The sequence below is a fragment of the Pseudomonas sp. GM84 genome, from assembly GCF_000282535.1.
Taxonomy (GTDB): Bacteria; Pseudomonadota; Gammaproteobacteria; order Pseudomonadales; family Pseudomonadaceae; genus Aquipseudomonas.
Genome location: NZ_AKJC01000228.1, coordinates 1 through 24,589, shown reverse-complemented (window position 1 = coordinate 24,589; position 24,589 = coordinate 1). Strand labels below are relative to the sequence as shown.

The following is a 24,589-nucleotide window of genomic DNA, read 5'->3' as shown; positions in this document are numbered from 1 at the left end:
GGTTCACCGCTGCTCTTGAGGTGAGCGGTGAACCTGTGGGAGCGGGCTTGTCCCGCGAAAGGGTCAACACGGTCTTGATCTTCAGCCCTTCACCGGCGCCACCGCCAACTCCACCCGCTCACTTTTCTTGATCAAGGCATACACCACCGCTGTCAGCAGGCTGCCCGCCACGATCGCCAGCAGATACAGCAGCGCATGGTTGATCGCATTGGGGATCAGCAGCACGAACAGCCCCCCATGCGGCGCCATCAGCTTGCAGCCGAAATACATCGACAGCGCCCCGGTCAACGCGCCACCGGCCACACTCGCCGGGATCACCCGCAGCGGGTCTTTGGCCGCAAAGGGGATCGCCCCCTCCGAGATGAAGCACAAGCCCAACGCCAACGCCGCCTTGCCCGCCTCGCGCTCACTCTGGGCAAACTTTCGCCGGGCCAGGAACGTGGCGATCCCCAAGCCGATCGGCGGCACCATGCCGGCAGCCATGGTCGCAGCCATCGGCGCGTAGCTCGACGAGGCCAGCAGCCCGACCGAGAAGGCGTAGGCGGCCTTGTTGATCGGCCCGCCCAGGTCGACACACATCATGCCGCCCAGCAGCAGGCCAAGGAGGATCGCATTGGTGGTACCCATGCTGTCGAGAAAGTGCGTCAGCCCTTCGAGCATGGCCGCCACCGGCTGGCCGACCACGTAGATCATCACAAGGCCGGTGAACAGGCTGGCCAACAGCGGAATGATCAGGATCGGCTTGAGCGCATCGAGGCTGCTCGGCAGGCGCGCCCAACGGGCGATGGCCTTGGCGCTGTAACCGGCGAGAAAGCCGGCGATGATGCCGCCGATGAAACCGGCGCCCAGGGTGCCGGCCAGCAAGCCGCCGATCATCCCCGGGGCCAGGCCCGGACGGTCGGCGATGGACCAGGCGATGTAGCCCGCCAGCAGCGGCACCATCAGTTTGAACGCGGCCTCGCCGCCAATCTGCATCAAGGCGGCCGGCAAGGTGCCGGGCTCCTTGTAGGCCTCGATACCGAAGACGAACGACAACGCGATCAGCAGGCCGCCGGCCACCACCATCGGCAGCATGAACGACACGCCGGTGAGCAGATGCTTGTAGACCCCAGCCTTCTCGGCCTTGCCGGCAGCGGCGCTGGCAGCCGTGTCGCCTGCGCTTTCCACCTTGGCCTCGGCCAGGGCCTTGTCCAGCGTCGCCCGCGCCTGCTTGAGCGCGATGCCCGTGCCGCAGCGGTAGATGCGCTTGCCGGCGAAACGGGCCGTGGGCACCTCGATATCGGCGGCCAACAGCACCACATCGGCCTCGGCGATGGCCTGGGCCGAAAGCGGGTTGCGCGCGCCGACCGAGCCTTGGGTTTCCACGGTGAGCGCATAGCCCAGCTGCTGGGCGGCCTGCTGCAGGGCCTCGGCAGCCATGAAGGTGTGCGCCACGCCGGTCGGGCAAGCGGTGACCGCGACAATGCGCGCAGCCGCTGGCGGCTGTTCGAGGGCAGGCACATCGACGTGAACCTGGGCGTTGGCGGCAGCCTGGTCGAGAAACCCTTCGCGGTCGGCCAGGGCCTGGGCCGGCGTGCTCTGGTACATACGCTTGCCGGAAAACCGGGCCAGGTCCAGCGCACCGGTGCTGACCACCAACACCCAGTCGGCATCGGCAATCTGCTCGGGGGTGAGCTGGCGCTCGGGATGTTCGGCGTCCACGACTTCGACGCAGGTTTTCCAGCCACGGCGCTGGGCGGCAGCCGCCAGCAAGCGCGCACTCAGCACGCTGGACACCTGACCGTTGGGGCAGGCGGTGACAATGGCAATGTTCATCGGCAACCCTCTTGTTGTTCTGTCAGTTGCACGGCGGCTTCCAGGCGCGCCAGTTGTTCGCGGTCGCAGATACCAAAGCCGACCTGGGTCACCGCCTGGGCGGCGATGGCAGTGGCGCGGCGCAGGGTCTGCGCCGGGGCTTCGGCCAGCAGCAGGCCGTGGACCATGCCCGCCACCAGCGAGTCACCGGCGCCCACGGTGCTGGCCACACGGACGTGCGGCGGCCGGGCATGCAGCGCCTGGCCAGCCGCGAACCAGCTGACGCCCTGCTCGCCCGCCGACACCACCACATGCGCGACACCACTGGCCAGCAACTGCTCGGCGGCGGCGCGCTGTTCGGCAGGACCGTCCACGACCAGGCCGAGCACTTCGCCGAGCTCTTCGGTATTGGGCTTGACCAGCCAAGGTGCGCTCTGCAGACCGGCACGCAGAGCGTCGCCGCTACTGTCGAGGGCGACCTTCAGGCCCTGCGCCTTGAGTTGCTCGAGCAATTGGCGAAACCACTCCGGGCTGATGCCACGCGGCAGACTGCCGGCCACCACCACGGCGTCATGCCCCGGTGCTATCGCCTGCAGCCGATGCAGCAGGGCCGCGCGGGCGGCGTCATCGACCTGCGGCCCTTGCCCATTGATGTCGGTGACCCGGCCATCGGCCTCGACCAGCTTGAGGTTGCTGCGGGTTTCGCCGGGGACGCGGACAAAGCAGTCGGCAAACCCGCGCCGCTCGATCAGCGCCTCGAACGGCTGCAGGTTGTCTTGGCCAAGGAAGCCACCGACGGTCACGCTGTGCCCCAGGTCGGCCAGTACCTGGGCCACGTTCAGGCCTTTGCCGGCGGCATGGCTGAGCTGGTCGTGGGCACGGTTGACGTGTCCCGGGCGCAGGGTGTCGAGGCTGACGGTGATGTCCAGCGCCGGGTTCAGGGTCAGGGTGAGGATCTTGGCCATTCAGTAACGCTCCACCAGCGCGCGAACCGCCGCGGCGCTGTCCTGTTGCAGGGCCTCGCGCGCCAGGGCGCGGGCCGTCGGGTGATCGGCCTGGCGAACCAGGGCTTTGACTTCGGCAACGCTGCGTGCGGCCACGCTCAGTTCGTCGACATCCAGGCCCAGCAGCACTGCCACGGCCTGCGGGTCGGCGGCCAGTTCGCCGCACACGCCCACCCACTTGCCGTGGGCATGAGCCGCGCGCACGGTCATGTCGATCAGGCTCAGCACCGCCGGGTGCAAGCCATCCGCCTGGGCCGAGAGGCTCGGGTGACCACGGTCGATGGCCAGGGTGTACTGGGTCAGGTCGTTGGTGCCGATGCTGAAGAAGTCCACCTCGCGCGCCAGCTGTGGCGCCAGCAACGCCGCAGAGGGCACCTCGACCATGATCCCCAGTTGCAGGTCGGCGACCGGAATTTCTGCGCGCAAGCGTTCGACCATCGCCCGCGCTTCACGCCATTCGTGCACCTGGCCGACCATCGGGAACATGATCCGCAGCGGGCGCTGGTCGGCAGCGCGCAGCAGGGCGCGCAGCTGGTCTTCCATGATCTGCGGCCGCTGCAGGGTCAGGCGCACCCCGCGCACGCCGAGGAACGGGTTGTCTTCGGTGGGAATCGGCCAGTAGGGCAACGGCTTGTCGCCGCCCACATCGAGGGTCCGTACCACCAACGGCCGCCCGCCCAGGCCGTCGAGCACACGGCGGTACTCGACTTCCTGGGTGGCGACGTCCGGTGCCTGTGGGTGGGCCATGAACAGCAGTTCGGTGCGCAGCAGGCCGATGCCTTCGGCGCCCTGCTCCACCACCTTGTCGATGCCGCTGCTTTCGCCGATGTTGGCGAACACCTCGACGGCATGGCCGTCGCGGGTCACTGCCGGTGCGTGGCGATCGGCCCAGGCCGCTTGCAGACGCTGCTCGCGCTGGTCGCGTTCGGCCAGCGCGCGCTGCAATTCATCAGCTGGCGGTGCAACGCTGAGGGTGCCGCGCTGGCCATCGAGCAGCAACGGGGTGCCGGCCTGCAGCTGCAGCACCGCCGCCCCCGCGCCGACCACTGCCGGAATGCCCAGGGCCCTGGCGACAATCGCGCTATGGGCAGTGGCACCGCCATGGGCGGTGACGATGCCGGCGACCCTTGCCGGGTCCAGGCGAGCGACATCGGAAGGGCCGACTTCGGCCATCACCAGCACGTAGGCTTGCTCGGGCTCGGCCTGGGCCTGCACGCCACACAACTGCGCCAGCACCCGACGCCCGACATCGCGCAGGTCGGCAGCGCGCTCGGCCAGCAGCGCATCGTGCAGTGCTTCCTGCTGGCGTGCCGCCGCTTCGATCACGGCCATCCACGCGGCCGCAGCACTCTCGCCCTGGGCCAGGCGCAGTTCGACATCGTCGCTCAGCGCCGGGTCGGCGAGCATTTCCTGGTGGGTGACGAAGATCTCGCCAATGGCTTTGTCGCTGCGCTCTACCAGCGCCTGCAGCGCGTTGTTCACCGCTGCCATGGCCTGCTGCAGCTTCAGCCGTTCTTGCGCGGGCGACTCGCCACGCAATGGGTAGTCGATCTCGCGTTCGACGCAGACATGCGCCGGCCCACTGGCAATGCCCGGTGCCGCGCCCACTGCCTGGATGCGGCTGCCCGCAGCCGGTGCCTGAAGCACCTCGACGGGAGCTGGCGGAACCTGCATGGCAGCTTCTGGCAGTGGTTCCACCTCCTCGCCCAGGCCTTCCTTGATCGCCGCCAGCAGCACTGGCAAGGCGTCGTTGGCGATGGACGGCTCGGCGGTCAGTTCGAGTACCTGCCCTCGACGGGCGCCCAGGCTGAGCAACTTGCTGAGGCTTTTGACCGACACTGCCGGTTGTGCGCTGTCCAGCACGCGCAGGCGAATCTCGCCGTCGAAGCCCTTGGCCAGTTGCGCGAGGATCTTCGCCGGACGGGCATGCAGGCCATGAGGGTTGGCCAAGGCGATGCGCGCACTGGGCCAGTCTGCCGGCGCCTCGCCACCCAGCACTTCGAGCACCGCGCGGCTGCTGGTCGCCTGGTACAGCGTCTGACCCCGACCTTCGATCAGCACTTCGCAAAGACGCTCGAGCAGCGCCTGGTGCGCAGCCCCGAGGCTGGCCAGGCAGAACACGCCATTCAAGGGCTGATCACGATGACGCAGGGGTTGCTGCGGGGTGACGAACGCCAACCCCGGCTGGCGCACCTGGCGCTCGCTGTGCAGCCACCACAGGCCCTCGCCCAGGGGCAGCGGCTCGGCCTGCTGCAGCACGGCGGCAAAGCCGCTGTCGACGCAACCGGCCCGTTGCAGCAAGCGCGCACCGCGCCAGGCCAGCTCGTCGAAGTCCTCGGCGGGCAGGTTCAGACCGACCAGTTGCGCGTCCAGGGCCAGCTCCTGTGGCGCGCTTTGCAATAGCTTGAGCAGCGCCTCGGCGGAATTGGCCCGGCGCAAGGCCTCGGCCAGATCGGTCTCGCCCAGGGCACGGGTCAGCAATTGCAACAGGCGCAGGTGTTCATCGGAGCGGGCTGCAATGCCAATGGCCAGGTAGACGATCTGGCCGTCACCCCAGTCGACGCCTTCGGGAAACTGCAGCAAGCGCACCCCGGTGGCATGCACCAGGTCACGGGTCTGCGGGGTGCCGTGGGGGATGGCGATGCCCTGGCCAAGGAAGGTGGAGCCTTGCGCCTCCCGCGCCTGCAGACCTTGCAGGTAGCCTTCGGCGACCAGGCCATCGGCCACCAGCCACTGCGCCAGCAAGCGCAATGCCTCGGCCTTGTCGGCAGCCGTCTGGCCCATGGCTATCTGCTCTTTGGCGAGCTCGAGCATGACCTTCTCCTTTTGCAGCCCCTTGCTGTAAATGCCGGGTACTGAGGTATTGTTGTGAAATTCACGTATTCAGCCAGTTCAGCAGCCTTGCACGCGCGGCAGCCGAGGCAGAAAAATATTCAGCTGAAACGTTTAACCTGACCAAGTGGCCACGTTACTCGATAATCTTCCAGGGAAAAAGCCCCATCCTGTCGGACAATTGCGACAATGGTCGTCTGCGCGTGGCAGCCTGCTCGGGTCAAACTACTCGGTCCTGTCCCACGACCAGTCCCGGTAATAACAAGGAAAACTCGGTGAAACTCAGCGATATCGCCCGTCTGGCCGGTGTGTCCGTGACCACTGCCAGTTACGTCATCAATGGCAAGGCCGAACAGCAGCGCATCAGCAACAGCACTGTCGAGCGTGTGCGCGCGGTGGTCGAGGCCCATGGCTTCACGCCCAACCCACAGGCCGCAGGCCTGCGCAGCCGGCACACCCGTACCTTGGGCTTCATTCTCCCGGATCTGGAGAACCCCAGCTACGCCCGCATCGCCAAACAACTGGAACAAGGCGCCCGTGCCCGTGGCTACCAGTTGCTGATTGCCAGCAGCGACGACCAACCGGACAGCGAGCGCCAACTGCAGCAGCTGTTCCGTGCCCGGCGCTGCGATGCCCTGTTCGTCGCCAGCTGCCTGCCGCCAGAGGACGACAGCTACCGCGAACTGCAGGACAAAGGCCTGCCGGTGATCGCCATCGACCGACGCCTGGACCCGACGCACTTCTGCTCGGTCATCAGTGACGACCGCGATGCCAGCCGCCAGTTGGCCGGCAGCCTGTTGGCCACCGCACCGCGCAGCATCGCGTTGATCGGCGCGCGTCCTGAGCTGTCGGTCAGCCAGGCCCGCGCCGGCGGTTTCGACGAAGCCTTGCAAGGTTTTGCCGGTGACGTGCGTCGCTACGAGGGTGAGGCTTTCAGCCGTGCGTGCGGCCAACGTCTGATGGCGCAACTGATCGATGAGCTGGGCGGGCTGCCAGAGGCCCTGGTCACCACGTCCTATGTGCTGCTGCAAGGCGTGTTCGACACCCTGCAAGCGCGTCCGGCCGATTCGCGCCACCTGCAACTGGGCACCTTCGGTGACAACCAGCTGCTCGACTTCCTGCCGCTGCCGGTCAATGCCATGGCCCAGCAGCATGGCCTGATTGCCGCCACAGCGCTGGAGCTGGCCCTGGCCGCGATCGAAGAAAAACGCTACGAACCCGGCGTGCATGCCATTGGTCGAACCTTCAAGCAACGCATTGCAGCAGGCTGAACATGCGCCTGATCGACACCCACACGCACCTGGACTTCCCTGACTTCGACGCCGACCGCTCGCGCCTGCTGGCCAATGCGGCGGCGCGCGGTGTGCAGCGGATGGTGGTGCTTGGGGTCTACCAGGCCAATTTCCAGCGGGTCTGGGACCTGGCGTGCAGCGAAGCGCGGGTGCAGGCGGCACTGGGGTTGCACCCGGTCTACCTGGACCAGCATCGCCCCGAACACCTGGTTCAGTTGCGCGAATGGCTGGAGCGCCTGCACGGTGACCCGCGGCTGTGCGCCGTGGGCGAGTTCGGCCTGGACTATTACCTCGAAGATCTGGACAAGGCGCGCCAGCAGGCATTGTTCGAAGCACAGTTGCAAATGGGCTGTGACTTCGCGCTGCCCGTCCTGCTGCATGTGCGCCGCAGCCATGCCCAGGTGATTGCCACGCTCAAGCGCTACAAGCCTGCGCGGGCGGGGGTCATCCATGCCTTCGCCGGCAGCTATGAAGAGGCGCGCGAGTACATCAAGCTTGGTTTCAGGCTTGGGTTGGGCGGTGCGGCGACCTGGCCGCAGGCGTTGCGGTTGCGCAAGACCATTGCGCGGTTGCCGCTGGAGAGCATCGTGCTGGAGACCGACTCGCCGGACATGGCGCCAGCGATGTTCGCCGGGCAGCGCAACAGCCCCGAGCACTTGCCTGAGATTGCCGGGGCGCTGGCCGAACTCATGGGCATCGAGGCAGAAGTCTTGGCGGACGCCAGCAGCAAGAATGCCTGTGAGCTGTTTGGCTGGTAGCACTGGCCCTTTCGCGGGGCAAGCCCGCTCCCACAGGTACACCGATGCTTTCGTCTACAGCACGATACCTGTGGGAGCGGTCTTGCCCCGCGAAAGGGCCGGCATTGACCAAACCTAGACCTTGAATGCCCCAATCACCCGCTTCAACTCCACCACCTGCTGCGACAACGCCCGGCTGGCATCCTCGGTCTGGCAAGCCCCCAGCGTGGTGTCCTGCGCCGCCCGGTTGATCGCGACAATATTGCGATCGATGTCGTGGGCCACCGCCGTCTGCTGCTCGACCGCCGCCGCAATCTGCTGGTTCTGCTCGACGATGCCCCCCACCGCCCCCAGGATATTGCCCAGCGCCTGCTGCACCTGGCGCGCTTCCTCGACCGTCGCCGTCGCCATCTGATGGCTGCTGCCCATGGCCCGCACGGCCGCACCGACCCCGTCCTGCAGGCGCTGGATCATCTGCGCGATCTGCGCCGTGGAGTCCTGGGTACGCCGGGCCAAGGTGCGCACCTCATCGGCGACCACGGCAAAGCCCCTGCCCTGCTCACCGGCCCGGGCCGCCTCGATGGCGGCATTGAGCGCCAGCAGGTTGGTCTGCTCGGCAATGCTGCGGATCACCTCCAGCACCTGGCCAATCGCCTGGCTGTCGTCTGCCAGCTGGTTGATCGCCAGCACCGTCTGGTCGATTTCGGCAGCCAGCCGGCCAATGCTGCCCTGCTGGCTTTGCACCAGGCTACGGCCATTGGCGCTTTCCTGATTGACCTGCTGCGCACCACCGGCGGCCAGCGCCGCGCTGCGCGCCACTTCCTGGGCGGTGGCCGTCATCTGGTTCATCGCCGTGGCGACCTGCTCGATCTGCTCACGCTGGCCGCTGACCGCCTGGTTGCTTCGCGCCGATACCGCCAGCACCTGTCCGGCCTGCTCCTCGACGGCCACCACGGTGCGGCCGACCTGATCGATCAGGCCGCGGATACGCTGCACCGTTTCGCTGAAGTCCCGCCCCAGCTCGCCCAGTTCATCACGGCTGTGGCCCTGGAAACTGACCGTCATGTCACCCGCCGCCACCTTGTCCATGGCGCCGCCCAGATTGCGCAGGGTCGCCCGGGTCGATACGTAGAAACCGCCATACAGATAGACGATCAGCGCAAAAACGCCTGCCAGCACGGTGCCCAGGCCGACCATGCGCCAGCGCTGCTCGACAAGACGCTCCTGCAGTTGCCCCTGAACATGGGCAATGACGGCGTCGTTCAGGCGATAGGTGTGGGCCATCAGATCGGTGACCTGCTGGTAGAAGGCCGGCCAGGGCGCCTCCAGGGTTTCGGCCACCACTACCTGTTCCTCGAAGTAGGCAGCCGCTTGCCTGATGGTTGCCTGGCTGGCCTTGGCGACTGCCGCCAGGCCTGACGTGGCAGCTGGGTCACTGGCCAGGGCATCGTCCAGGCGCAGGGCATAGTCTGCGGCCAGGCGCTCCAGGCGTTGCAACAGATCTTCGAAACGAGCGCTGCCGGACGAGTCGATGAAACCTCGGCCAAGCGCAACGGAACCCATCACTCGCCCTTCGCCCAAGGCCTGGTTGGCCTGGGCCGTGGCTACGCCGAGCACATCGATCAGCTGCCGCACCGACGCCTGGCTGTCCAGGCTCAGACCCGACTGGCTGGCCACCTGCCTGCTCAGCACCTGGGCCTGCACCAGCAGTTTGTCGAAAAGCGCAGCCTTGCTCAGCAACGACGACTCGCCCCGCGCACTGGCCAATGTGCTGGCCAGCTCTTCGCGCTTGTCCTGAGGGACCGACTCCTCGCCTGCCAGCGCCTGCAGCTGCGCCTGGACCTTGTCCTGCAAGATTGCGATGCGCGACTCCAGGTCGCCGGCCTTGCCGGACTGGCCCAGCGCCGTATTGATCTGCACCAGGTTGCCGAGGGTCTCCAAGTCCGCGCGCAGTGCCAGGCTGCCGCTCAACGGGCCTATGCCTTGCAACTCGGCGCGGGTGAAATGGAACTGCCGGTACGCGTCGCGGACCAGGTAAACGCTGGTGGCCAGCATGGGCAGGAAGAACAGGACGCTGATCAGGCTGAACTTCTGGCCGAAGCTCAGCCGGTTCATCAGTGCGATTGCCGGGTAGAGCGAACGCTTCACGGGCACCTCCATGGATTCTTGTTATTCTGCGAGGGATAGCACTAGGCCACCCTGTTATAGCGCAGATCGAATCGGAGGTTTGTAACTTAAGGTTAACCGGCGGCTTGCCCCATCCCTGTGGGAGCCGGCTTGCCGGCGATGAGGCCTGTGCAGGCACGACACTGTTTTTTGGGTTGCCTGTTCGGGCCCTATCGCCGGCAAGCCGGCTCCCACAGGGGGAAAGCAGGTCAGCTCAGACCAGCACCGTCCACAAGGCAAAGCCCGCATACCACAGCACGGCAGCGCGCAGCAGCAATTCCCACAGGCTATCCAGCCGCCCCAGGCCACGCTGGCTATCTTCCTGATCGGGAATGTCGTCGGCAATCCGCCCGACCCTGGCCACCAGATGCGCCGCACTGATATGCCAGTTGAGCACCTCGTGCAGCATGACGCGGGTCACCGCGAGGAAGTTGCCTACCAGGGCGAAACTCATGGCCAGCAGCCGGACCGGCAGCCAGTCCATCACATGGCGCAATTGCTCGGCACGGGCCTTGAGCGCAGGCTGGCCGCTGTGCTCGGCTGTCAGTGCCAGCAAGCGATAAGCCAGCGCGGCGCCAGGACCCAACACGAAGTACCAGAAAATCACCGCGAAGAAGCCTTGGTACACCTGCCACAACAGGTTGCCCTGCACCCGCACCAGCAGGCTGTGCGGCTCGTCGGCCGCCAGCCCCAGGTCGCGCTCGGCCACATGCAGCGCGGCCTGGTCGTCACCCCGCCGCCAGGCATCACGGAATGGCCCGAGGGATGCCTTGGCATCGCCACGGCCCAGGCTGTAGATCAGCACCAGCAGGTGCACCGGCAAGGCCAGCAAGCCGTAGGCCACCGGATCGAGCACATGCAGCAGCAACACCAGCAGCGCCACCGGCGCCAATACCAGAATGGCCAGGGTCCACCAGGGATGCACCTTGCCGCTGCGCTCCAGGCGTACCAGTTCACCCAGGAAGAAACCATCCCGTTGCACCTGATGGCGCAGGGCAGAGAACTTCTCGACCCACAGTGCCAGCAACAACACCAGAAAACTCATGCCTTGTCCTCGTTGTCCTTCACGTCGGCGCGATAGCGCGGCCAATCGAAAGCCGGGCCGGGGTCGGTCTTGCGTTGCGGGGCGATGTCGCTGTGGCCCTGAATACGCCCCAGGTCGATCGCCGGCCAGGCCGCCTGGATGTGCCGGGTCAGTTGCGCCAGCACGGCGTACTGGGCATCGGTATAGGGCAGATCGTCGGTGCCTTCCAGCTCGATACCGATGGAAAAGTCGTTGCAGCCTTCACGCCCGTCGAAGCGCGAAACCCCGGCATGCCAGGCGCGTTCGAGCAGGGATACGAACTGGGTCACGGCGCCGTCACGCTCGACGAACAGGTGCGCCGACACGGTCAGGTGGCTGATGCTGGCGAAGTAGGGATGTTCATCGGGGTCCAGGCGGTTCTGGAAGAAGGCCTGCACCTTGCCGCTGCCAAAACAGGCGGGCGGCAGGCTGATGTTGTGGATCACCAGCAGGGAAATCGATTCGCCCTCGGGGCGGGCATTGAAGTTCGGCGAGGGGCAGTGGGTGATTCCGATTCCGTGGAACCAGCCAGTGGCACGGTCCAATTGCATGGGGAAAATCCTGAAAAACGCCGGGTACAGAACGGCAGTATGCCCTGCCCAGGCGGCGCATTGCATGTGAATCATTGTAATGCCGGCAGCGCGACTGCCTTCAATGAACCTGTTGCTGGCGCAAGCTTTCGAGCACGGCCCCCAACGCCCGCTCGAACAGCAGCCCGTCATCCAGCACCCGCACTTCACCGCGGCGCAACGCCAGGGCCAGGCCGGCGGCATTCCATTCGCGCACCTTCATGCCGGTACGGTTGGCAAAGACCAGGCGGTCGCTGCTGTCGATACGCGCCACCAGCTTGCAGCGCAGCGGCTCGTCATCGTCGCGTACCTCGACCCAGGTGCCGATACGCAGGTGCCGCACCACGCGCCATTCCACGGCCTGCTCGTCGAGCGGGCGCAGCGGCGCACAGGTGGGCGCTTCGGCGATGGCCAGCACGATCGCTTCATCCACTTGCACCTCGGCCAACGCCGGATCAGCGCTACCGGCCATGCCCGGCGCCCCGACGCAGGCGCGCAGGTGCAGTTGCTCCAGCTGCAGGAAGAATTCGCGGGTGGCCGCCGAGTCCAGCGCCACCCCGGCCAGGCCGTCGCGCAGCGCCTTGAGCAAGCCTGGCACCTGTTGCAGCAAGGTCTCCGGCTCGGGGTGCGGGGTGATGCTGGCGAGCAGCCTGTCCATGGTCGCCAGTGCGTCGTGCCACGCCTGGGAGGCCTCGCCGTGCTTCAGCCAGGCGAGCAACAGCACCTGGCTCCAGGACTGCACCAGCATCTGCACCACCACCTGCGGCAGCACACGCCCATGCAGGCGCTGGTTGAGCGCCTGCTGCACCTGCAGGCGGGCCTGCAAGGCGCGGGCGCGCCCTTCTTCGGCGTCGCGGGTGCGTTGTTCGAGCAGTTCGTTACGACGACGCTCGTCATGGCTGAAGGCGTGAAAATCTTCAAGCAGCTCGGCGAACAGCGCCGGGTCTTCGGAGAAATCGTTGAGCAGGCGCTGAACGATCCGCTCCACCCGCGCGTGCAAGCTGTCCCGCAGGCCCTCGCCGCCGGTATCCCAACCGATCGCCACGGCAGCGATCTCGTTGAGCAGGCGCCGAGCCGGGTGGCTGGCCTTGCTGAACAGCCCGCTGTCCAGCAAGGCCACCTTGAGCAGCGGAATGTGCAGCCGTGCGAGCAGCGCACGCAGGCTCAGCGGCACGTTGTCGTCGGCCTGAATGGACGCGAACAGCAGGCCGACCAGGTTGATCATGTCAACGTCGGCCGTGGCGATGCACCGACGGGTACCGCTGCGCACGCTGACCCGCAACAGCAGCTGCTCGAGCTGCTGGCCGAGGTCGAAGTCGTCATCCTCGACCGTGGCAGGCACGTAGCACTGCAGGTGCGAAAGCAGGCGCAGCAGGTCGGCGGTATTGATCGGTTGCGCTGCTCCATGGGCCTGCAGGCGCGGCGCGATACGCTCGCGAGCCGGCGCCAGGAGCACTTGCAGCGAGGCGAAGAACGCCTGGCCGGCGTTGTCCGCGCCAATGGCATCGTCCGCCGACAGGTTGGCCTTCACCCGCTGGGCGATCTGGCGACGGTCCTCGGCACGCCGGCGCGGTGCGGGCGTGAGCTCTGGCAGCACACCGGCGGCAGCCAGCAACTGGTTGGCCTCGCCATACAGCACGTCGACGTCACGCAACACATAGCGTTCGAACAAGGTCAGCAGGATCAGCTTGACCCGCAGACCGACACCCAGGCTACGCCCGGCATCCAGGAAGTACCTGCACAGTGCAGCTGGCCCAAGTGGGTTTTGCCGCTCGGCCAGCGGCCGTTCGATCAGACTCTGCAAACGCAGGCCCAATTGTGCGAAGGCAACACCGTCGCGCGACAACACCCGCGCGACCATGCCGTCGACGGCGGCTGCGCGCTCCCGTTGCGCGTTGTCGCCAAGGCTGTCGGCCTCCCCCAGGGGATCGACCTGGCCGATAAGTGCGAAGGTGGCATGGAAGCTGTCGAGGAAGCCCCGCTCGATGCTCTTGCGCTTCAGACGCAGGTCACGCATGGCTTCGAAATAGAGGTTCTGGTCATGCCGGTCGAGCGCCTTGTCAGCCATCTCGAAGAGGGTGTCGTCGGCATTGTCGAACAGTGCCTGCAGGCCTAGGCGCAGTTGGAGAGCAGCCTTGTCGCGAATCTGCAGGAGCAACACCGGGAGGCAAGGCAAGGGCGTGCGCGCGCCTCGATCGATGGCGGCCGCCAAGGGCACCACCTTGCCTTCTTTATGCATCCCGGACTCCTTGCTGGGTGATGAGTGCGATGGCGCAAATCATCGTCAAAGCTATGACGCCAAATACTGGGCGTCATTATCGGTAAAAAAACTGACAGCTGCCAGCGGCTCTTCGCTTGCTGCTCAAAGACCCTGCTTTTGAGCAAATGCTCAGCCGGCCTGACCAAAGGTCAGCTGCAAGGCCGCTGTACACACCGGCCCCCTGCCCTATAATCGCCGGCATCTTGCTTGTGGAGCCGAACATGCCGAACCTACGCCTTGCCGACCTGACCGCCGAGATCGAAGCCAACGTGCGCCGCGCGCTGCTGGAGGACATTGGCAGTGGCGACATCACCGCGCAGCTGATCCCGGCCGAGCGCCTGGCCAAGGCCACCATCATCACCCGTGAAGATTGCGTGATTGCCGGCACTGCTTGGGTCGATGCCGTGTTCCGCCAGCTCGACCCGCGTGTAGCGGTGCACTGGCAGGTGAGCGACGGCGACCGCGCCACCGCCAACCAGCCGCTGTTCCACCTCGAAGGCCCGGCCCGTTCGCTGCTCAGCGGCGAGCGCAGTGCGCTGAACTTCCTGCAGATGCTGTCGGGCGTGGCCACCCGCGCGCGCTTTCTCGCCGACCTGGTCGGCGACACCCAGGTGCGCTTGCTCGACACCCGCAAGACCCTCCCCGGCCTGCGCCTGGCGCAGAAGTACGCCGTGACCTGCGGCGGTTGCCACAACCACCGCATCGGCCTTTACGATGCCTTCCTGATCAAGGAAAACCACATCGCCGCCAGTGGTGGCGTGGCCGAGGCCGTGACGGCGGCGCACCGCATCGCGCCGGGCAAACCCGTGGAAATCGAGGTGGAAAGCCTGGACGAACTGCGCCAGGCGCTGGCGGCCGGTGCCGATATCATCATGCTCGATGAACTGACCCTGGACGAAATGCGCGAAGCGGTGCGCATCACTGCGGGCAAGGCCAAGCTCGAAGCCAGTGGTGGGGTGAACGAGAGCACCCTGCGGGTGATCGCCGAGACGGGGGTGGATTACATCTCGATTGGTGCCATGACCAAGGATGTGAAGGCTGTGGACCTGTCGATGCGGTTGAGCCTTTAAGAGAGGCAGTGGCTGTACTGGCCTCTTCGCGGGGCAAGCCCGCTCCCACAGGATCACTTCGGACTTGAGTCATGTGGTGTCACTGTGGGAGCGGGCTTGCCCCGCGAAGAGGCCATTACAGCCGCAGAAGATTCCAGGCAAAAAAAACCGGCCAGATGGCCGGTTTTTTTATGCCCATGAATCAGAACGAGGCGTTGGCCAGCCCGTCCAGGTAACGCTCGACATCCAGCGCCGCCATGCAGCCTGCGCCCGCCGAGGTAATGGCCTGGCGGTAAACGTGGTCAGCCACGTCACCGGCGGCGAACACGCCTTCGACGTTGGTCGCGGTGGCGTTGCCTTCACGGCCACCGTTGACCACCAGGTAGCCGTCCTTGAGGGTCAGCTGGCCTTCGAACAGCGAGGTGTTCGGGGTGTGGCCAATGGCGATGAACACGCCGTCGACCTTGATTTCGTCGCTGCTGCCATCGTTGTTCTTCAGGCGCGCACCGGTCACGCCCATGTTGTCGCCCAGCACTTCGTCCAGGGTGGCGTTGAGCTTGAGCTCGATCTTGCCTTCGGCCACACGGGCGTTGAGCTTGTCGACCAGGATCTTCTCGGCGCGGAAGGTCTCGCGACGGTGCACCAGGGTCACCTTGCTGGCGATGTTGGCCAGGTACAGCGCCTCTTCCACGGCGGTGTTGCCGCCGCCGACAACCGCTACCGGCTTGTTGCGGTAGAAGAAGCCGTCGCAGGTTGCGCAGGCGGAAACGCCTTTGCCCATGAACGCTTCTTCCGACGGCAGGCCCAGGTAACGCGCGCTGGCGCCAGTGGCGATGATCAGCGCGTCGCAGGTGTACTTGCCGCTGTCACCCTGCAGGGTGTACGGCTTGTTGGCCAGGTCGACGGCATTGATATGGTCGAAGACGATCTCGGTCTCGAAGCGCTCGGCGTGCTCCTGCATGCGCTGCATCAGCGCCGGGCCGGTCAGGCCGTGGGGGTCGCCCGGCCAGTTGTCGACTTCGGTGGTGGTGGTCAGCTGGCCGCCGGCCTGCATGCCGGTGATCAGCAGCGGCTTGAGGTTGGCACGGGCGGCATAGACCGCGGCGCTGTAACCGGCAGGGCCGGAACCGAGGATGATGACGCGCGAATGACGTACTTCAGACATGTCGAACTCCTGTCGAGCGGGGCGCAGGGGCCAGCATCGGGATACCGGCGGCGCCAGCTGGAAAGTTAAAAAGGACCCACGCAGCACTTGGGGAAGGCTACAACGCGCAGGTCCAGAAAGCGGAAAGTTGAGCGCACTGTAGCGAGGTGGCAGAGATTAAGGAAATATCCTTCGACAATCCACCTCATAGGCATCCTCTATCTGCGGATTTCATCGGGTAAAAACCGCTCTGGGGCATTTGTTACAGGTGGTTTCTTCATGGTCGCCTGCCTTTCGTCGGCGCAACAAACTCGGTAAGGTCAGCGCGTTTTCCTTCTCTGCGGAGCGTCTCGATGCAAGCCCCTGTCCTCTCTGGCCCCCAATACCTGCGCGAAGGCCTGAAACTGGTGCTGAGCCCCAACCTGCGGTTGTTCGTGCTGCTGCCTTTGGCGATCAACCTGCTGCTGTTCGGCGGCCTGATCTACTTCGCCGGGCACCAGTTCAGCCTGTGGCTCGACACCCTGATGCCGACCCTGCCGAGCTGGTTGAGCTTCCTCAACTACATCCTCTGGCCGCTGTTCGTCGCCTTGCTGGTGCTGATGGTGTTCTTCACCTTCACCCTGGTGGCCAACATCATCGCCGCGCCGTTCAACGGGTTCCTGGCCGAGAAGGTCGAGGTGGTGGTGCGCGGCCAGGACAACTTCCCGGCGTTCAGCTGGGGTGAACTGATAGCCATGGTGCCGCGGACCTTCGGCCGCGAGATGCGCAAGCTCGGCTACTTCCTGCCGCGCGCCATCGGCCTGTTCATCCTGTCGTTCATCCCGGTGGTCAACGTGATCGCCGCGCCGCTGTGGCTGATCTTCGGCGTGTGGATGATGGCCATCCAGTACATCGACTACCCGGCGGACAACAACAAGATGAGCTGGCAGGACATGCTGGCCTGGTTGCGGCAGAAGCGCTGGCAAAGCATGGGCTTCGGCGGGATCACCTATCTCGCGCTGATGATCCCGTTCGTCAATATCCTGATGATGCCTGCAGCGGTGGCGGGGGCTACGTTGTTCTGGGTGCGGGAGCGCAACTGAAGACCATGGCGCCGCATCGCGGCGCCTTTGCTCACTGACTCAGCTGACTGGAAAACTGCCCCACCGCATCCACCACCTTCTTCGCCCCTTCCTGAATCTCGACGATCACCCCACCGGTATCCGCCGCCAGCGCCAGCCCCTGTTCGGCCTGGCGCTTGCTGGTATCGATGATGTCCACCGCCGCCTGAGCCAGCTGCTCGTTCTGCTGAACCACCTTGGCGATCTCTTCGGTGGCGCTGCTGGTGCGTGACGCCAGCTGGCGCACTTCGTCGGCGACCACGGCAAAACCGCGGCCCTGTTCGCCGGCGCGGGCGGCCTCGATGGCGGCGTTGAGCGCCAGCAGGTTGGTCTGGCCGGCGATGTCGCTGATGGTCTTGATGATCGCGCCGATCACCTTCGACTGCTTGTCCAGCGCCTGTATGCCTTCGGCGGCGTCCTGCATCGAGCCCTCCAGGCCGCGCATCACTTCCACGGTCTGGGTCACCACATCGGTGGCCTTGCGCGCGCTGTGGTCGGTTTCCAGCGAGGTGGTATAGGCGATGTCCGCTGCCTGCGCCACGGCCTGCTCCTGGTTGACCTGATCGGTGATGACGGTGGCGAACTTGACGACTTTGTACAGCACGTCGTGGGTATCGAAGATCGGGTTGTAGGACGCTTCCAGCCAGACGGTTCGCCCATGGGCGTCGACGCGCTTGAAACGTTCGGCCACGTATTCGCCGCGGCGCAACTCGTCCCAGAACGCCTGGTAGCCCGAAGAGCTGGCCTCCTCCGGCTCACAGAACATGCGGTGATGCTTGCCGCGTACCTGCTCCAGGCTGTAACCCAGGGTTTGCAGGAAACGCTCGTTGGCCGTCAGCACCTGGCCATCGAGGTTGAATTCGATCACGGCGGTGGAGCGCATCAATGCCTTGATCAGGCTCTCGTGTTCGCGCGAGGTCTCGATGGTGCGGGTCAGGTCACTGGAATGCAGGGAAAAGTACTTGATCCGGCCGTCAGCGGTCTTGACCGGTTGCAGGATCGAGCGCAGCCAGGCTTCCTCGCCATTGCCGCGCTGCAGGCGGAACGCCCCGTTGAGGTGCTCACCACGGCTGATGGCGCTTTTCATGCGCTGGTAGAAATCGAGCTGCTTCACATGCGCCGGCACGATCTCTTCGATATTGCGTCCGATCAGTTGTTCGGCACGGTAGAGCATCTCTTTTTCGAAGTTGCCATTGACCTCCTCGATGCGACCTTGGGGGTCGAGTTGCAGTACCAGCATTTCGCTGTCCAGGCTGTGCTTGACCTGCTCGACGCACAGCAGCTCCTCACGCAGTTGCTGGATTTCTTTCTTGAGCTTGCTGTTGAACATTCCCGCTCTCCCGGAGCGCATAACCTGATCGAGTGCAACTTCATCGGCTGCCCGGCGGGGGTTCTTGAGCAGCCTGCAAGGAAAAATTCACACAGCTGAAATGGCCGGCGTTCAGCCGTCATCTGCATGTCATGCGGCCGTCACAAGCGCGCAATGCAGCAGGCGGACACTTTTTCTCATGAATACACCTGCCCTACGCATCACCCTGGTCAGCGAGACCTTCCCCCCCGAAATCAATGGGGTGGCCAATACCCTTGGCCGCCTGAGCGACGGACTGCGTCAGCGTGGCCATCACGTGGAGGTCGTGCGGCCGCGCCAGGCGGGCGAAGTGCCTGTGGATAACGACCAGCAGCTGCTGCTGTGCCGCGGCTGGGCGCTGCCCGGCTACCCCGGCCTGCAGTGGGGCGAAGTGTCGATGCACACCCTGCTGCGGCGTTGGCGCAGGCAGCGCCCGGACGTGCTGTACATCGCCACCGAAGGCCCGCTGGGGCTCAGCGCGCTGCGCGCGGCCCGGCGCCTGGGCGTACCGGTGGTCAGTGGCTTCCACACCAACTTTCCGCAGTATTCCGGCCAGTATGGCCTCGGCCTGCTGGCACGCCTGCTCACCCACTACCTGCGCTGGTTCCACCGGCGCACCGTCGCCACCCTGGTGCCCAGCGCCAGCCAACGCGTGGAGCTGGAACGCCGCGGCTTCGAGCGCCTGGCGCTGATGGCCCGCGGGGTCGATGCCTGCCTGTTCAACCCGGCCCGGCGCAGCCAGTCACTGCGCGAGGCCTGGGGGCTTGGTGCGGATGACATTGCAGTGCTGCATGTCGGGCGCCTGGCTGCGGAAAAGAACCTGGCACTGCTGCGCCTTTGCATGGCGGCGCTGCAGAAAACTTATCCACAGCAGCGCTTGCGCCTGATCGTCGTCGGTGACGGCCCTCAACGGGCAGCCTTGGAACAACAACTGCCGGAAGCGCTGTTCTGCGGCGCGCAGCGGGGTGAGACCTTGGCCGAGCATTACGCCAGCGGCGACCTGTTCCTGTTCCCGAGCCTGACCGAAACCTTCGGCAACGTGGTGCTCGAAGCCATGGCTTCGGGCCTGGCGGTGGTCGCCTACGACGAGGCCGCCGCTGCGCAGCACATTCGCCATGGCCACAGTGGTGCCCTGGCCATGCCCGGCGACCAGGCTGCCTTCATCGATGCGGCCTGCTGGTTGCTGGAAGAAAGCGAAACCTTGCGCCGGGTTCGACTCAACGCGCGCCAGCATGCCAGCCGTCAGGGCTGGCCAGCGATCGTCGAGCAGTTCGAGATGCACCTGAGCAATGCCTGCCGCGCGCTGCCCGCCAGCAGCCCGGTGACAGACACTGCCTTGGCCATCAAGCCAGGGTCGACAGCGCCTCGCGGCTGAACGGCAGCACGTCTGCCTCACGGCCCTGGCGCACTTTCTGCGCCCATTCGGCGTCCACCAGCAAGGCCCGGCCCACCGCTACCAGGTCGAACTCCTCGTCGCCCAGGCGGCGCAGCAGGCCTTCCAGGCTGGCTGGCTTGGCCACTTTGTCGGTATCGACCATGAACTGCAGGAACTCGCCATCGAGCCCCACGCTGCCCACGGTGATGGTCGGTTTGCCGGTCAGTTGGCGCGTCCAGCCGGCCAGGTTCAATGCCGAGCCTTCGAACTCCGGTTCCCAGAAACGCCGAGTGGAGCAGTGGAAGATATCCACACCCGCGTCGGACAATGGCTTGAGGAAGGCGGCCAAGGCCTCTGGCGTTTCCACCAGGCGCGCACTGTAGTCCTGCTGCTTCCATTGCGAGAACCGGAAGATGATCGGGAAGTCTGGCCCCACCGCCGCCCGCACGGCCTGGATCAGCTCGATGGCGAAGCGCGAGCGGCCAGCCAGGTCGCCACCGTATTCATCGTCACGGCGGTTGCTGGCGGCCCAGAAGAACTGGTCGATCAGGTAACCGTGGGCACCATGGATCTCCACGCCGTCCATGCCGATGGCCTGGGCATCACGGGCGGCCTGGGCGAAGGCGGCGATCACTTCACGGATATCGTCGTGGCTCATGCCCTGCACCAGTACCTGGCCATCCTTGACCTTCTCGCTCGGTCCGTAGCCCGGCACGCTGACGTCCGGCGCGGTGCCCAGGCGGCGCACCGCGCCTACGTGCCAGAGCTGCGGGACGATTCGCCCGCCTTCGGCATGGACCGCATCGACCACCTGCTTCCAGCCTGCCAAGGCGTCTTCACCGTGAAAGCGCGGAACATTGGGGTAACCGTTGGCGGCCTTGTGCTCGACCGTGGTGCCCTCGGTGATGATCAGGCCCACGCCAGCGGCGGCGCGGCGGCGGTAGTACTCGACCACACCGGCATGGGGGACGCCACTGGGGCAGAACGTACGGGTCATGGGCGCCATGACGACACGGGTCGGCAGCTCGAGCGCGCCGAGGGTGAAGGGTTGGAACAGGGGATTGGTGGACATGGGCGCTTCCGTCTGGGGGAGGAAATGCGCCTGAGGTTAGGGGCAGTGGGGAGCTGAGCCCAGCATTATTGATTTGAGTGATTCTGGTGTATCGCTGGGGGCGCTTCGCACCCCATTCGCGGGACAAGCCCGCTCCCACAGGTGATTCACAGTATCCAAGGGCTGTGTTGTACCTGTGGGAGCGGGCTTGTCCCGCGAATGGGCGCGAGGCGCCCCCGGGTAATCAGCCCAACGCTTTCTCGATGGCCTGCACCACAGTCGGATCATCCGGCGCGGTACGCGGGGCGAAACGCGCCAGCACCCGCCCATCCTTGCCCACCAGGAACTTCTCGAAATTCCAGGTGATGTCGCCAGGAAACTCGGCCCCCTCGCCCGCCAGCAGTCGGTACAACGAGTGACGCTGCGGCCCGTTGACCTCGAGCTTGGCGCCCAGCGGGAAGCTCACCCCATAGTTGAGGCTGCAAAAATCCTGGATTTCTTTTTCGCTGCCAGGCTCCTGGCCGGCGAACTGGTTGCAGGGCAGGCCAAGCACATTGAACCCTTTGCCCTTGAACTGCTGCTGGAGCTTTTCGAGCGAGGCGTATTGCGGCGTCAGGCCACACTTGGAGGCGACATTGACCACCAGCACCACCTGGCCCTTGAACGGTGCCAGAGGCAGGTCCTGTCCGTTCAGCGCCTTCAATGTCAGGTCGTGAAATGCACTCATGTTGTATCCCCTCTCAGGTTCCCGGTTGCCGCTGGGGCGAATTGCGCCCACTAAAAAGGCGCTCCTCCAAGCCGTGCACCTCCCACAGGGAGGCGAGCCGGCTTGTCCGAGCGCCTGGCGACCTTCTGAGCTTAGCGCAGAAAATCAGTGGTGATGGCCACCTTCGCCATGGATGTGGCGGTGAGCGATTTCTTCTTCGCTGGCATCACGCACATTGATGACCTTGACCTTGAAGTTCAGGCGCTGGCCAGCCAGTGGGTGGTTGCCGTCGACGGTGACGTCGTCGCCGTCGATGTCGCGGATGGTCACGATCTGCATCTGGCCGTCCGGCGCCGAAGCGTGGAACTGCATGCCCACTTCCAGCTCGTCGACGCCTTCGAACAGGCTACGGTTCAGGGTGCTGACCAGCTCGGCCAGGTACTCGCCGTAGGCCTCTTCCGGCTCGATGGCAACTTCCAGCTCGTCACCAGCCTGTTTGCCTTCCAGGGCTTTTTCCAGGCCCGGGATGATGTTGGCAGCACCGTGCAGGTATACCAGCGGTGCACCGCCGGAGGAGCTGTCAATGACCTCCCCAGCGTCGTTGGTCAGGGTATAGTCGATGGAGACAGCCTTGTTGGCGGCGATCAGCATGGGTAAGACCTTTTGCATAAGAATGTAGAACTCACAAGTGTAACCAAGGCATCGCCTGATTGCGAACGCGCCTCGGACGAGGGGCGACCCACCAGTCGGATCACGGGCTTTCATCAGGACCAGGACGGCCACTGGGTGGTCGAGCTGTCCTGCGGTCACAGCCAGCACCTGCGCCACCAGCCGCCCTGGCAAGCGCGCCCGTGGGTGCTCGACCCGGCGCAACGGGCGCAGCGCATCGGCCAGGCTTTCGCCTGTGGCTGGTGTGCACAGCAGGCCGATAGCGCTACCCTTGGCCGTTGACTCCTTGCAACGCTTATTTCGAGAAGCACATGCAGACATTTTTCATCGCGCCGACCGACTTTGGTGTCGGCCTGACTTCGATCAGCCTGGGCCTGGTGCGCACGCTGGAGCGCGCCGGGCTCAAGGTCGGCTTCTTCAAGCCGATCGCCCAGCCGCACCCAGGCGACACCGGCCCGGAACGCTCCACCGAGCTGATCGCCCGCACCCACGGCATCAAGCCCCCCATGCCCCTGAGCCTGGCCCAGGTCGAGCGCATGCTTGGCGATGGCCAGCTCGACGAATTGCTCGAAGAAATCATCCGGCTCTACCAGCAAGCCTGTGTCGGCAATGACGTGGTGGTGGTCGAAGGCATGGTGCCAACCCGCCATGCCAGCTATGCGGCACGGGTCAACCTGCACCTGGCCAAGAGCCTCGACGCCGAGGTGATCCTGGTCTCGGCGCCGGAAAACGAAGTGCTCAGCGAACTGTCCGGGCGCGTCGAGCTGCAGGCCCAGCTGTTCGGCGGCCCGCGTGATCCGAAGGTGCTCGGGGTAATCCTCAACAAGGTGCGCACCGACGAAAGCATGGCCGACTTCGCCACCCGCCTGCGCGAACATTCGCCGCTGTTGCGCGGCAACGACTTCCGTCTGCTCGGCTGCATCCCCTACCAGCCCGAACTGAACGCCCCGCGCACCCGCGATGTGGCCGACCTGCTCGGTGCCCAGGTGCTCAATGCCGGCGACTATGAGCAGCGACGCATGAACAAGATCATCATCTGCGCCCGCACCGTGGCCAATACCGTGCCGCTGCTCACCCCGGGCACCTTGGTGGTCACGCCGGGCGATCGCGATGACATCATCCTGGCCGTGAGCCTGGCGGCGATCAATGGCGTGCCGCTGGCCGGCCTGCTGCTGACCAGCGACAGCAAGCCCGATGCCCGCATTCTTGGCCTGTGCCGTGGCGCCCTGCAGGCCGGGCTGCCGATCCTGTCGGTCAGCACCGGCTCCTATGACACGGCCAACCAGCTCAATTCGCTGAACCGCGAAATCCCGGTGGACGACCGCGAACGCGCCGAGTTCATCACCGATTTCGTCGCCAGCCACCTCGATGCTGCCTGGCTGCACCAGCGGTGTGGCACGCCCCGCGAGCTGCGCCTGTCGCCTGCGGTATTCCGCTACCAGCTGATCCAGCGGGCACAGCAGGCCAACAAGCGCATCGTCCTGCCGGAAGGTGCCGAGCCGCTGCTGGTACAGGCCGCCGCGATCTGCCAGGCGCGCGGCATCGCCCGCTGCGTGCTGCTGGCCAAGCCCGAGGAAGTCGAGGCCGTGGCCCGCGCCCAGGGCATCACTTTGCCAGCCGACCTGGAAGTGCTGGACCCAGAGCTGATTCGCGGCCGCTATGTCGAACCGATGGTCGACCTGCGCAAGAGCAAGAACCTCAACGCGCCCATGGCCGAACAGCAGCTGGAAGACCCGGTGGTGATCGGCACCATGATGCTGGCGCTGGATGAAGTCGACGGCCTGGTGTCGGGCCTGGTCCACTCCACCGCCAACACCATCCGCCCTGCCCTGCAGTTGATCAAGACAGCGCCAGGGGCAAGCCTGGTGTCGTCGGTGTACTTCATGCTGTTTCCCGAGCAGGTGCTGGTGTATGGCGACTGTGTGATGAACCCGCACCCCAGTGCCGAGGAACTCGCGGAAATCGCCCGGCAGAGCGCCGATTCGGCGCAAGCCTTCGGCATTGCCCCACGGGTGGCGATGATCAGTTACTCAAGCGATTCGGCAAGCGACGAGGAAGTGGAGAAAGTGCGCGAAGCAACGCGCCTGGCGCAAACCGCGGACCACGGTTTGCTGATCGATGGGCCGCTTCAATACGACGCCGCCGCCAACCCGCAGATTGCCCGCCAGCTGGCGCCGCAAAGCCCGGTGGCCGGACGCGCGACGGTGTTCGTATTCCCTGACCTGAACACCGGCAACACCACCCACAAGGCGGTGCAGCGCAGTGCCGACGGGGTCAGCCTGGGGCCAATGCTGCAGGGCTTGCGCAAGCCGGTGAACGACTTGCCACGGGGGGCGCAGGTGGACGATATCGTGCATACCATCGCCCTGACCGCGATTCAGGCCAGCGAAGTGCGCTGAGGCCTGGGGCTGCTTTGCAGCCCAATCGCCG

General features: G+C 65.5%; 19 protein-coding genes and 1 pseudogene. 7 read left to right on the top strand and 13 right to left on the bottom strand.

The genetic code is table 11. The features are described from left to right. Window positions 1-81: 81 nt before the first annotated feature. Genes PMI38_RS18530 through ptsP form a run of 3 tightly spaced genes read right to left on the bottom strand, consistent with a single transcriptional unit; the run spans window position 82 to window position 5,612 of the window. Complete coding sequence (locus PMI38_RS18530) at window positions 82-1,815, bottom strand: PTS fructose-like transporter subunit IIB (protein ID WP_008097093.1); 1,734 nt, start codon at window positions 1,813-1,815, stop codon at window positions 82-84. Further along, the gene (gene pfkB, locus PMI38_RS18525) at window positions 1,812-2,759 is read right to left on the bottom strand and encodes a 1-phosphofructokinase (protein ID WP_008097092.1); all 948 of its coding nucleotides are present in this window, start codon (window positions 2,757-2,759) and stop codon (window positions 1,812-1,814) included. The genes PMI38_RS18530 and pfkB overlap by 4 nt, the downstream gene beginning before the upstream one ends. After that, window positions 2,760-5,612: a phosphoenolpyruvate--protein phosphotransferase gene (gene ptsP / locus PMI38_RS18520; protein ID WP_008097090.1), complete on the bottom strand. Its 2,853-nt coding sequence runs from the start codon at window positions 5,610-5,612 to the stop codon at window positions 2,760-2,762. Window positions 5,613-5,905: 293 nt separating this feature from the next. On the opposite strand from ptsP, the gene cra reads away from it, so the two are divergent. Both cra and PMI38_RS18510 read left to right on the top strand, forming a co-directional pair. Further along, complete coding sequence (cra, locus tag PMI38_RS18515) at window positions 5,906-6,901, top strand: catabolite repressor/activator (RefSeq protein WP_008097089.1); 996 nt, start codon at window positions 5,906-5,908, stop codon at window positions 6,899-6,901. A 2-nt stretch (window positions 6,902-6,903) separates the two neighbouring features. Beyond that, on the top strand, window positions 6,904-7,680 hold the full coding sequence (locus tag PMI38_RS18510; RefSeq protein ID WP_008097088.1) for a TatD family hydrolase: 777 nt from the start codon (window positions 6,904-6,906) through the stop codon (window positions 7,678-7,680). A gap of 114 nt (window positions 7,681-7,794) precedes the next feature. Here the strand turns inward: PMI38_RS18510 and PMI38_RS27940 are convergent, their stop codons facing one another. The 5 genes and pseudogenes from PMI38_RS27940 to PMI38_RS18490 all read right to left on the bottom strand — a co-directional run bounded on the left by PMI38_RS27940 (window position 7,795) and on the right by PMI38_RS18490 (window position 13,696). Then, entirely contained in the window at window positions 7,795-8,499 is a 705-nt protein-coding gene (locus PMI38_RS27940; protein ID WP_443216396.1) for a methyl-accepting chemotaxis protein, read from the bottom strand. A gap of 153 nt (window positions 8,500-8,652) precedes the next feature. Then, window positions 8,653-8,856: pseudogene (locus tag PMI38_RS27935) on the bottom strand (HAMP domain-containing protein); the annotation flags it as partial. 1,183 nt (window positions 8,857-10,039) lie between these two features. Next, a complete protein-coding gene (gene ampE / locus PMI38_RS18500) occupies window positions 10,040-10,870 on the bottom strand; it encodes a regulatory signaling modulator protein AmpE (RefSeq protein WP_008097086.1) in 831 nt (276 codons plus the stop codon). Next, window positions 10,867-11,439 carry a 1,6-anhydro-N-acetylmuramyl-L-alanine amidase AmpD gene (gene ampD, locus PMI38_RS18495; RefSeq protein ID WP_008097084.1) on the bottom strand — a complete coding sequence of 191 codons (573 nt, stop codon included), beginning with the start codon at window positions 11,437-11,439 and terminating at the stop codon, window positions 10,867-10,869. The genes ampE and ampD overlap by 4 nt, the downstream gene beginning before the upstream one ends. Before the next feature lie 100 nt (window positions 11,440-11,539). After that, complete coding sequence (locus PMI38_RS18490) at window positions 11,540-13,696, bottom strand: DUF1631 domain-containing protein (RefSeq protein WP_008097081.1); 2,157 nt, start codon at window positions 13,694-13,696, stop codon at window positions 11,540-11,542. Window positions 13,697-13,938: 242 nt separating this feature from the next. Here PMI38_RS18490 and nadC point away from each other — a divergent pair, with 242 nt between their 5' ends. Continuing rightward, window positions 13,939-14,787, top strand: coding sequence for a carboxylating nicotinate-nucleotide diphosphorylase (gene nadC / locus PMI38_RS18485; protein ID WP_008097079.1), 849 nt, complete (start codon window positions 13,939-13,941; stop codon window positions 14,785-14,787). Between the two features lie 181 nt (window positions 14,788-14,968). On the opposite strand, the gene trxB is transcribed toward nadC, so the two are convergent. Then, window positions 14,969-15,931 (bottom strand): thioredoxin-disulfide reductase, encoded by a 963-nt coding sequence (trxB, locus tag PMI38_RS18480; protein ID WP_008097075.1) that lies wholly within the window; start codon window positions 15,929-15,931, stop codon window positions 14,969-14,971. Window positions 15,932-16,263: 332 nt separating this feature from the next. On the opposite strand from trxB, the gene cysZ reads away from it, so the two are divergent. Then, the gene (gene cysZ, locus PMI38_RS18475; RefSeq protein ID WP_008097073.1) at window positions 16,264-16,992 is read left to right on the top strand and encodes a sulfate transporter CysZ; all 729 of its coding nucleotides are present in this window, start codon (window positions 16,264-16,266) and stop codon (window positions 16,990-16,992) included. A 31-nt stretch (window positions 16,993-17,023) separates the two neighbouring features. Here cysZ and PMI38_RS18470 read toward each other — a convergent pair whose 3' ends face one another. Next, the gene (locus tag PMI38_RS18470) at window positions 17,024-18,340 is read right to left on the bottom strand and encodes a methyl-accepting chemotaxis protein (RefSeq protein ID WP_008097071.1); all 1,317 of its coding nucleotides are present in this window, start codon (window positions 18,338-18,340) and stop codon (window positions 17,024-17,026) included. A 178-nt stretch (window positions 18,341-18,518) separates the two neighbouring features. On the opposite strand from PMI38_RS18470, the gene PMI38_RS18465 reads away from it, so the two are divergent. Then, a complete protein-coding gene (locus PMI38_RS18465; RefSeq protein WP_008097070.1) occupies window positions 18,519-19,733 on the top strand; it encodes a glycosyltransferase family 4 protein in 1,215 nt (404 codons plus the stop codon). Here the strand turns inward: PMI38_RS18465 and PMI38_RS18460 are convergent. The 3 genes from PMI38_RS18460 to PMI38_RS18450 all read right to left on the bottom strand — a co-directional run bounded on the left by PMI38_RS18460 (window position 19,702) and on the right by PMI38_RS18450 (window position 22,141). After that, complete coding sequence (locus tag PMI38_RS18460; RefSeq protein WP_008097068.1) at window positions 19,702-20,805, bottom strand: NADH:flavin oxidoreductase; 1,104 nt, start codon at window positions 20,803-20,805, stop codon at window positions 19,702-19,704. The genes PMI38_RS18465 and PMI38_RS18460 overlap by 32 nt on opposite strands. 223 nt (window positions 20,806-21,028) lie before the next feature. Next, window positions 21,029-21,511 (bottom strand): glutathione peroxidase, encoded by a 483-nt coding sequence (locus PMI38_RS18455; RefSeq protein ID WP_008097066.1) that lies wholly within the window; start codon window positions 21,509-21,511, stop codon window positions 21,029-21,031. A 144-nt stretch (window positions 21,512-21,655) separates the two neighbouring features. Then, entirely contained in the window at window positions 21,656-22,141 is a 486-nt protein-coding gene (locus PMI38_RS18450) for an FKBP-type peptidyl-prolyl cis-trans isomerase (RefSeq protein WP_008097064.1), read from the bottom strand. 12 nt (window positions 22,142-22,153) lie between these two features. Between PMI38_RS18450 and PMI38_RS27750 the strand changes: the two genes are divergently transcribed. Continuing rightward, window positions 22,154-22,441: a DUF3565 domain-containing protein gene (locus PMI38_RS27750; RefSeq protein ID WP_043273915.1), complete on the top strand. Its 288-nt coding sequence runs from the start codon at window positions 22,154-22,156 to the stop codon at window positions 22,439-22,441. Window positions 22,442-22,470: 29 nt separating this feature from the next. Then, a complete protein-coding gene (gene pta / locus PMI38_RS18440; protein ID WP_008097062.1) occupies window positions 22,471-24,558 on the top strand; it encodes a phosphate acetyltransferase in 2,088 nt (695 codons plus the stop codon). The last annotated feature ends 31 nt before the right edge of the window (window positions 24,559-24,589 follow it).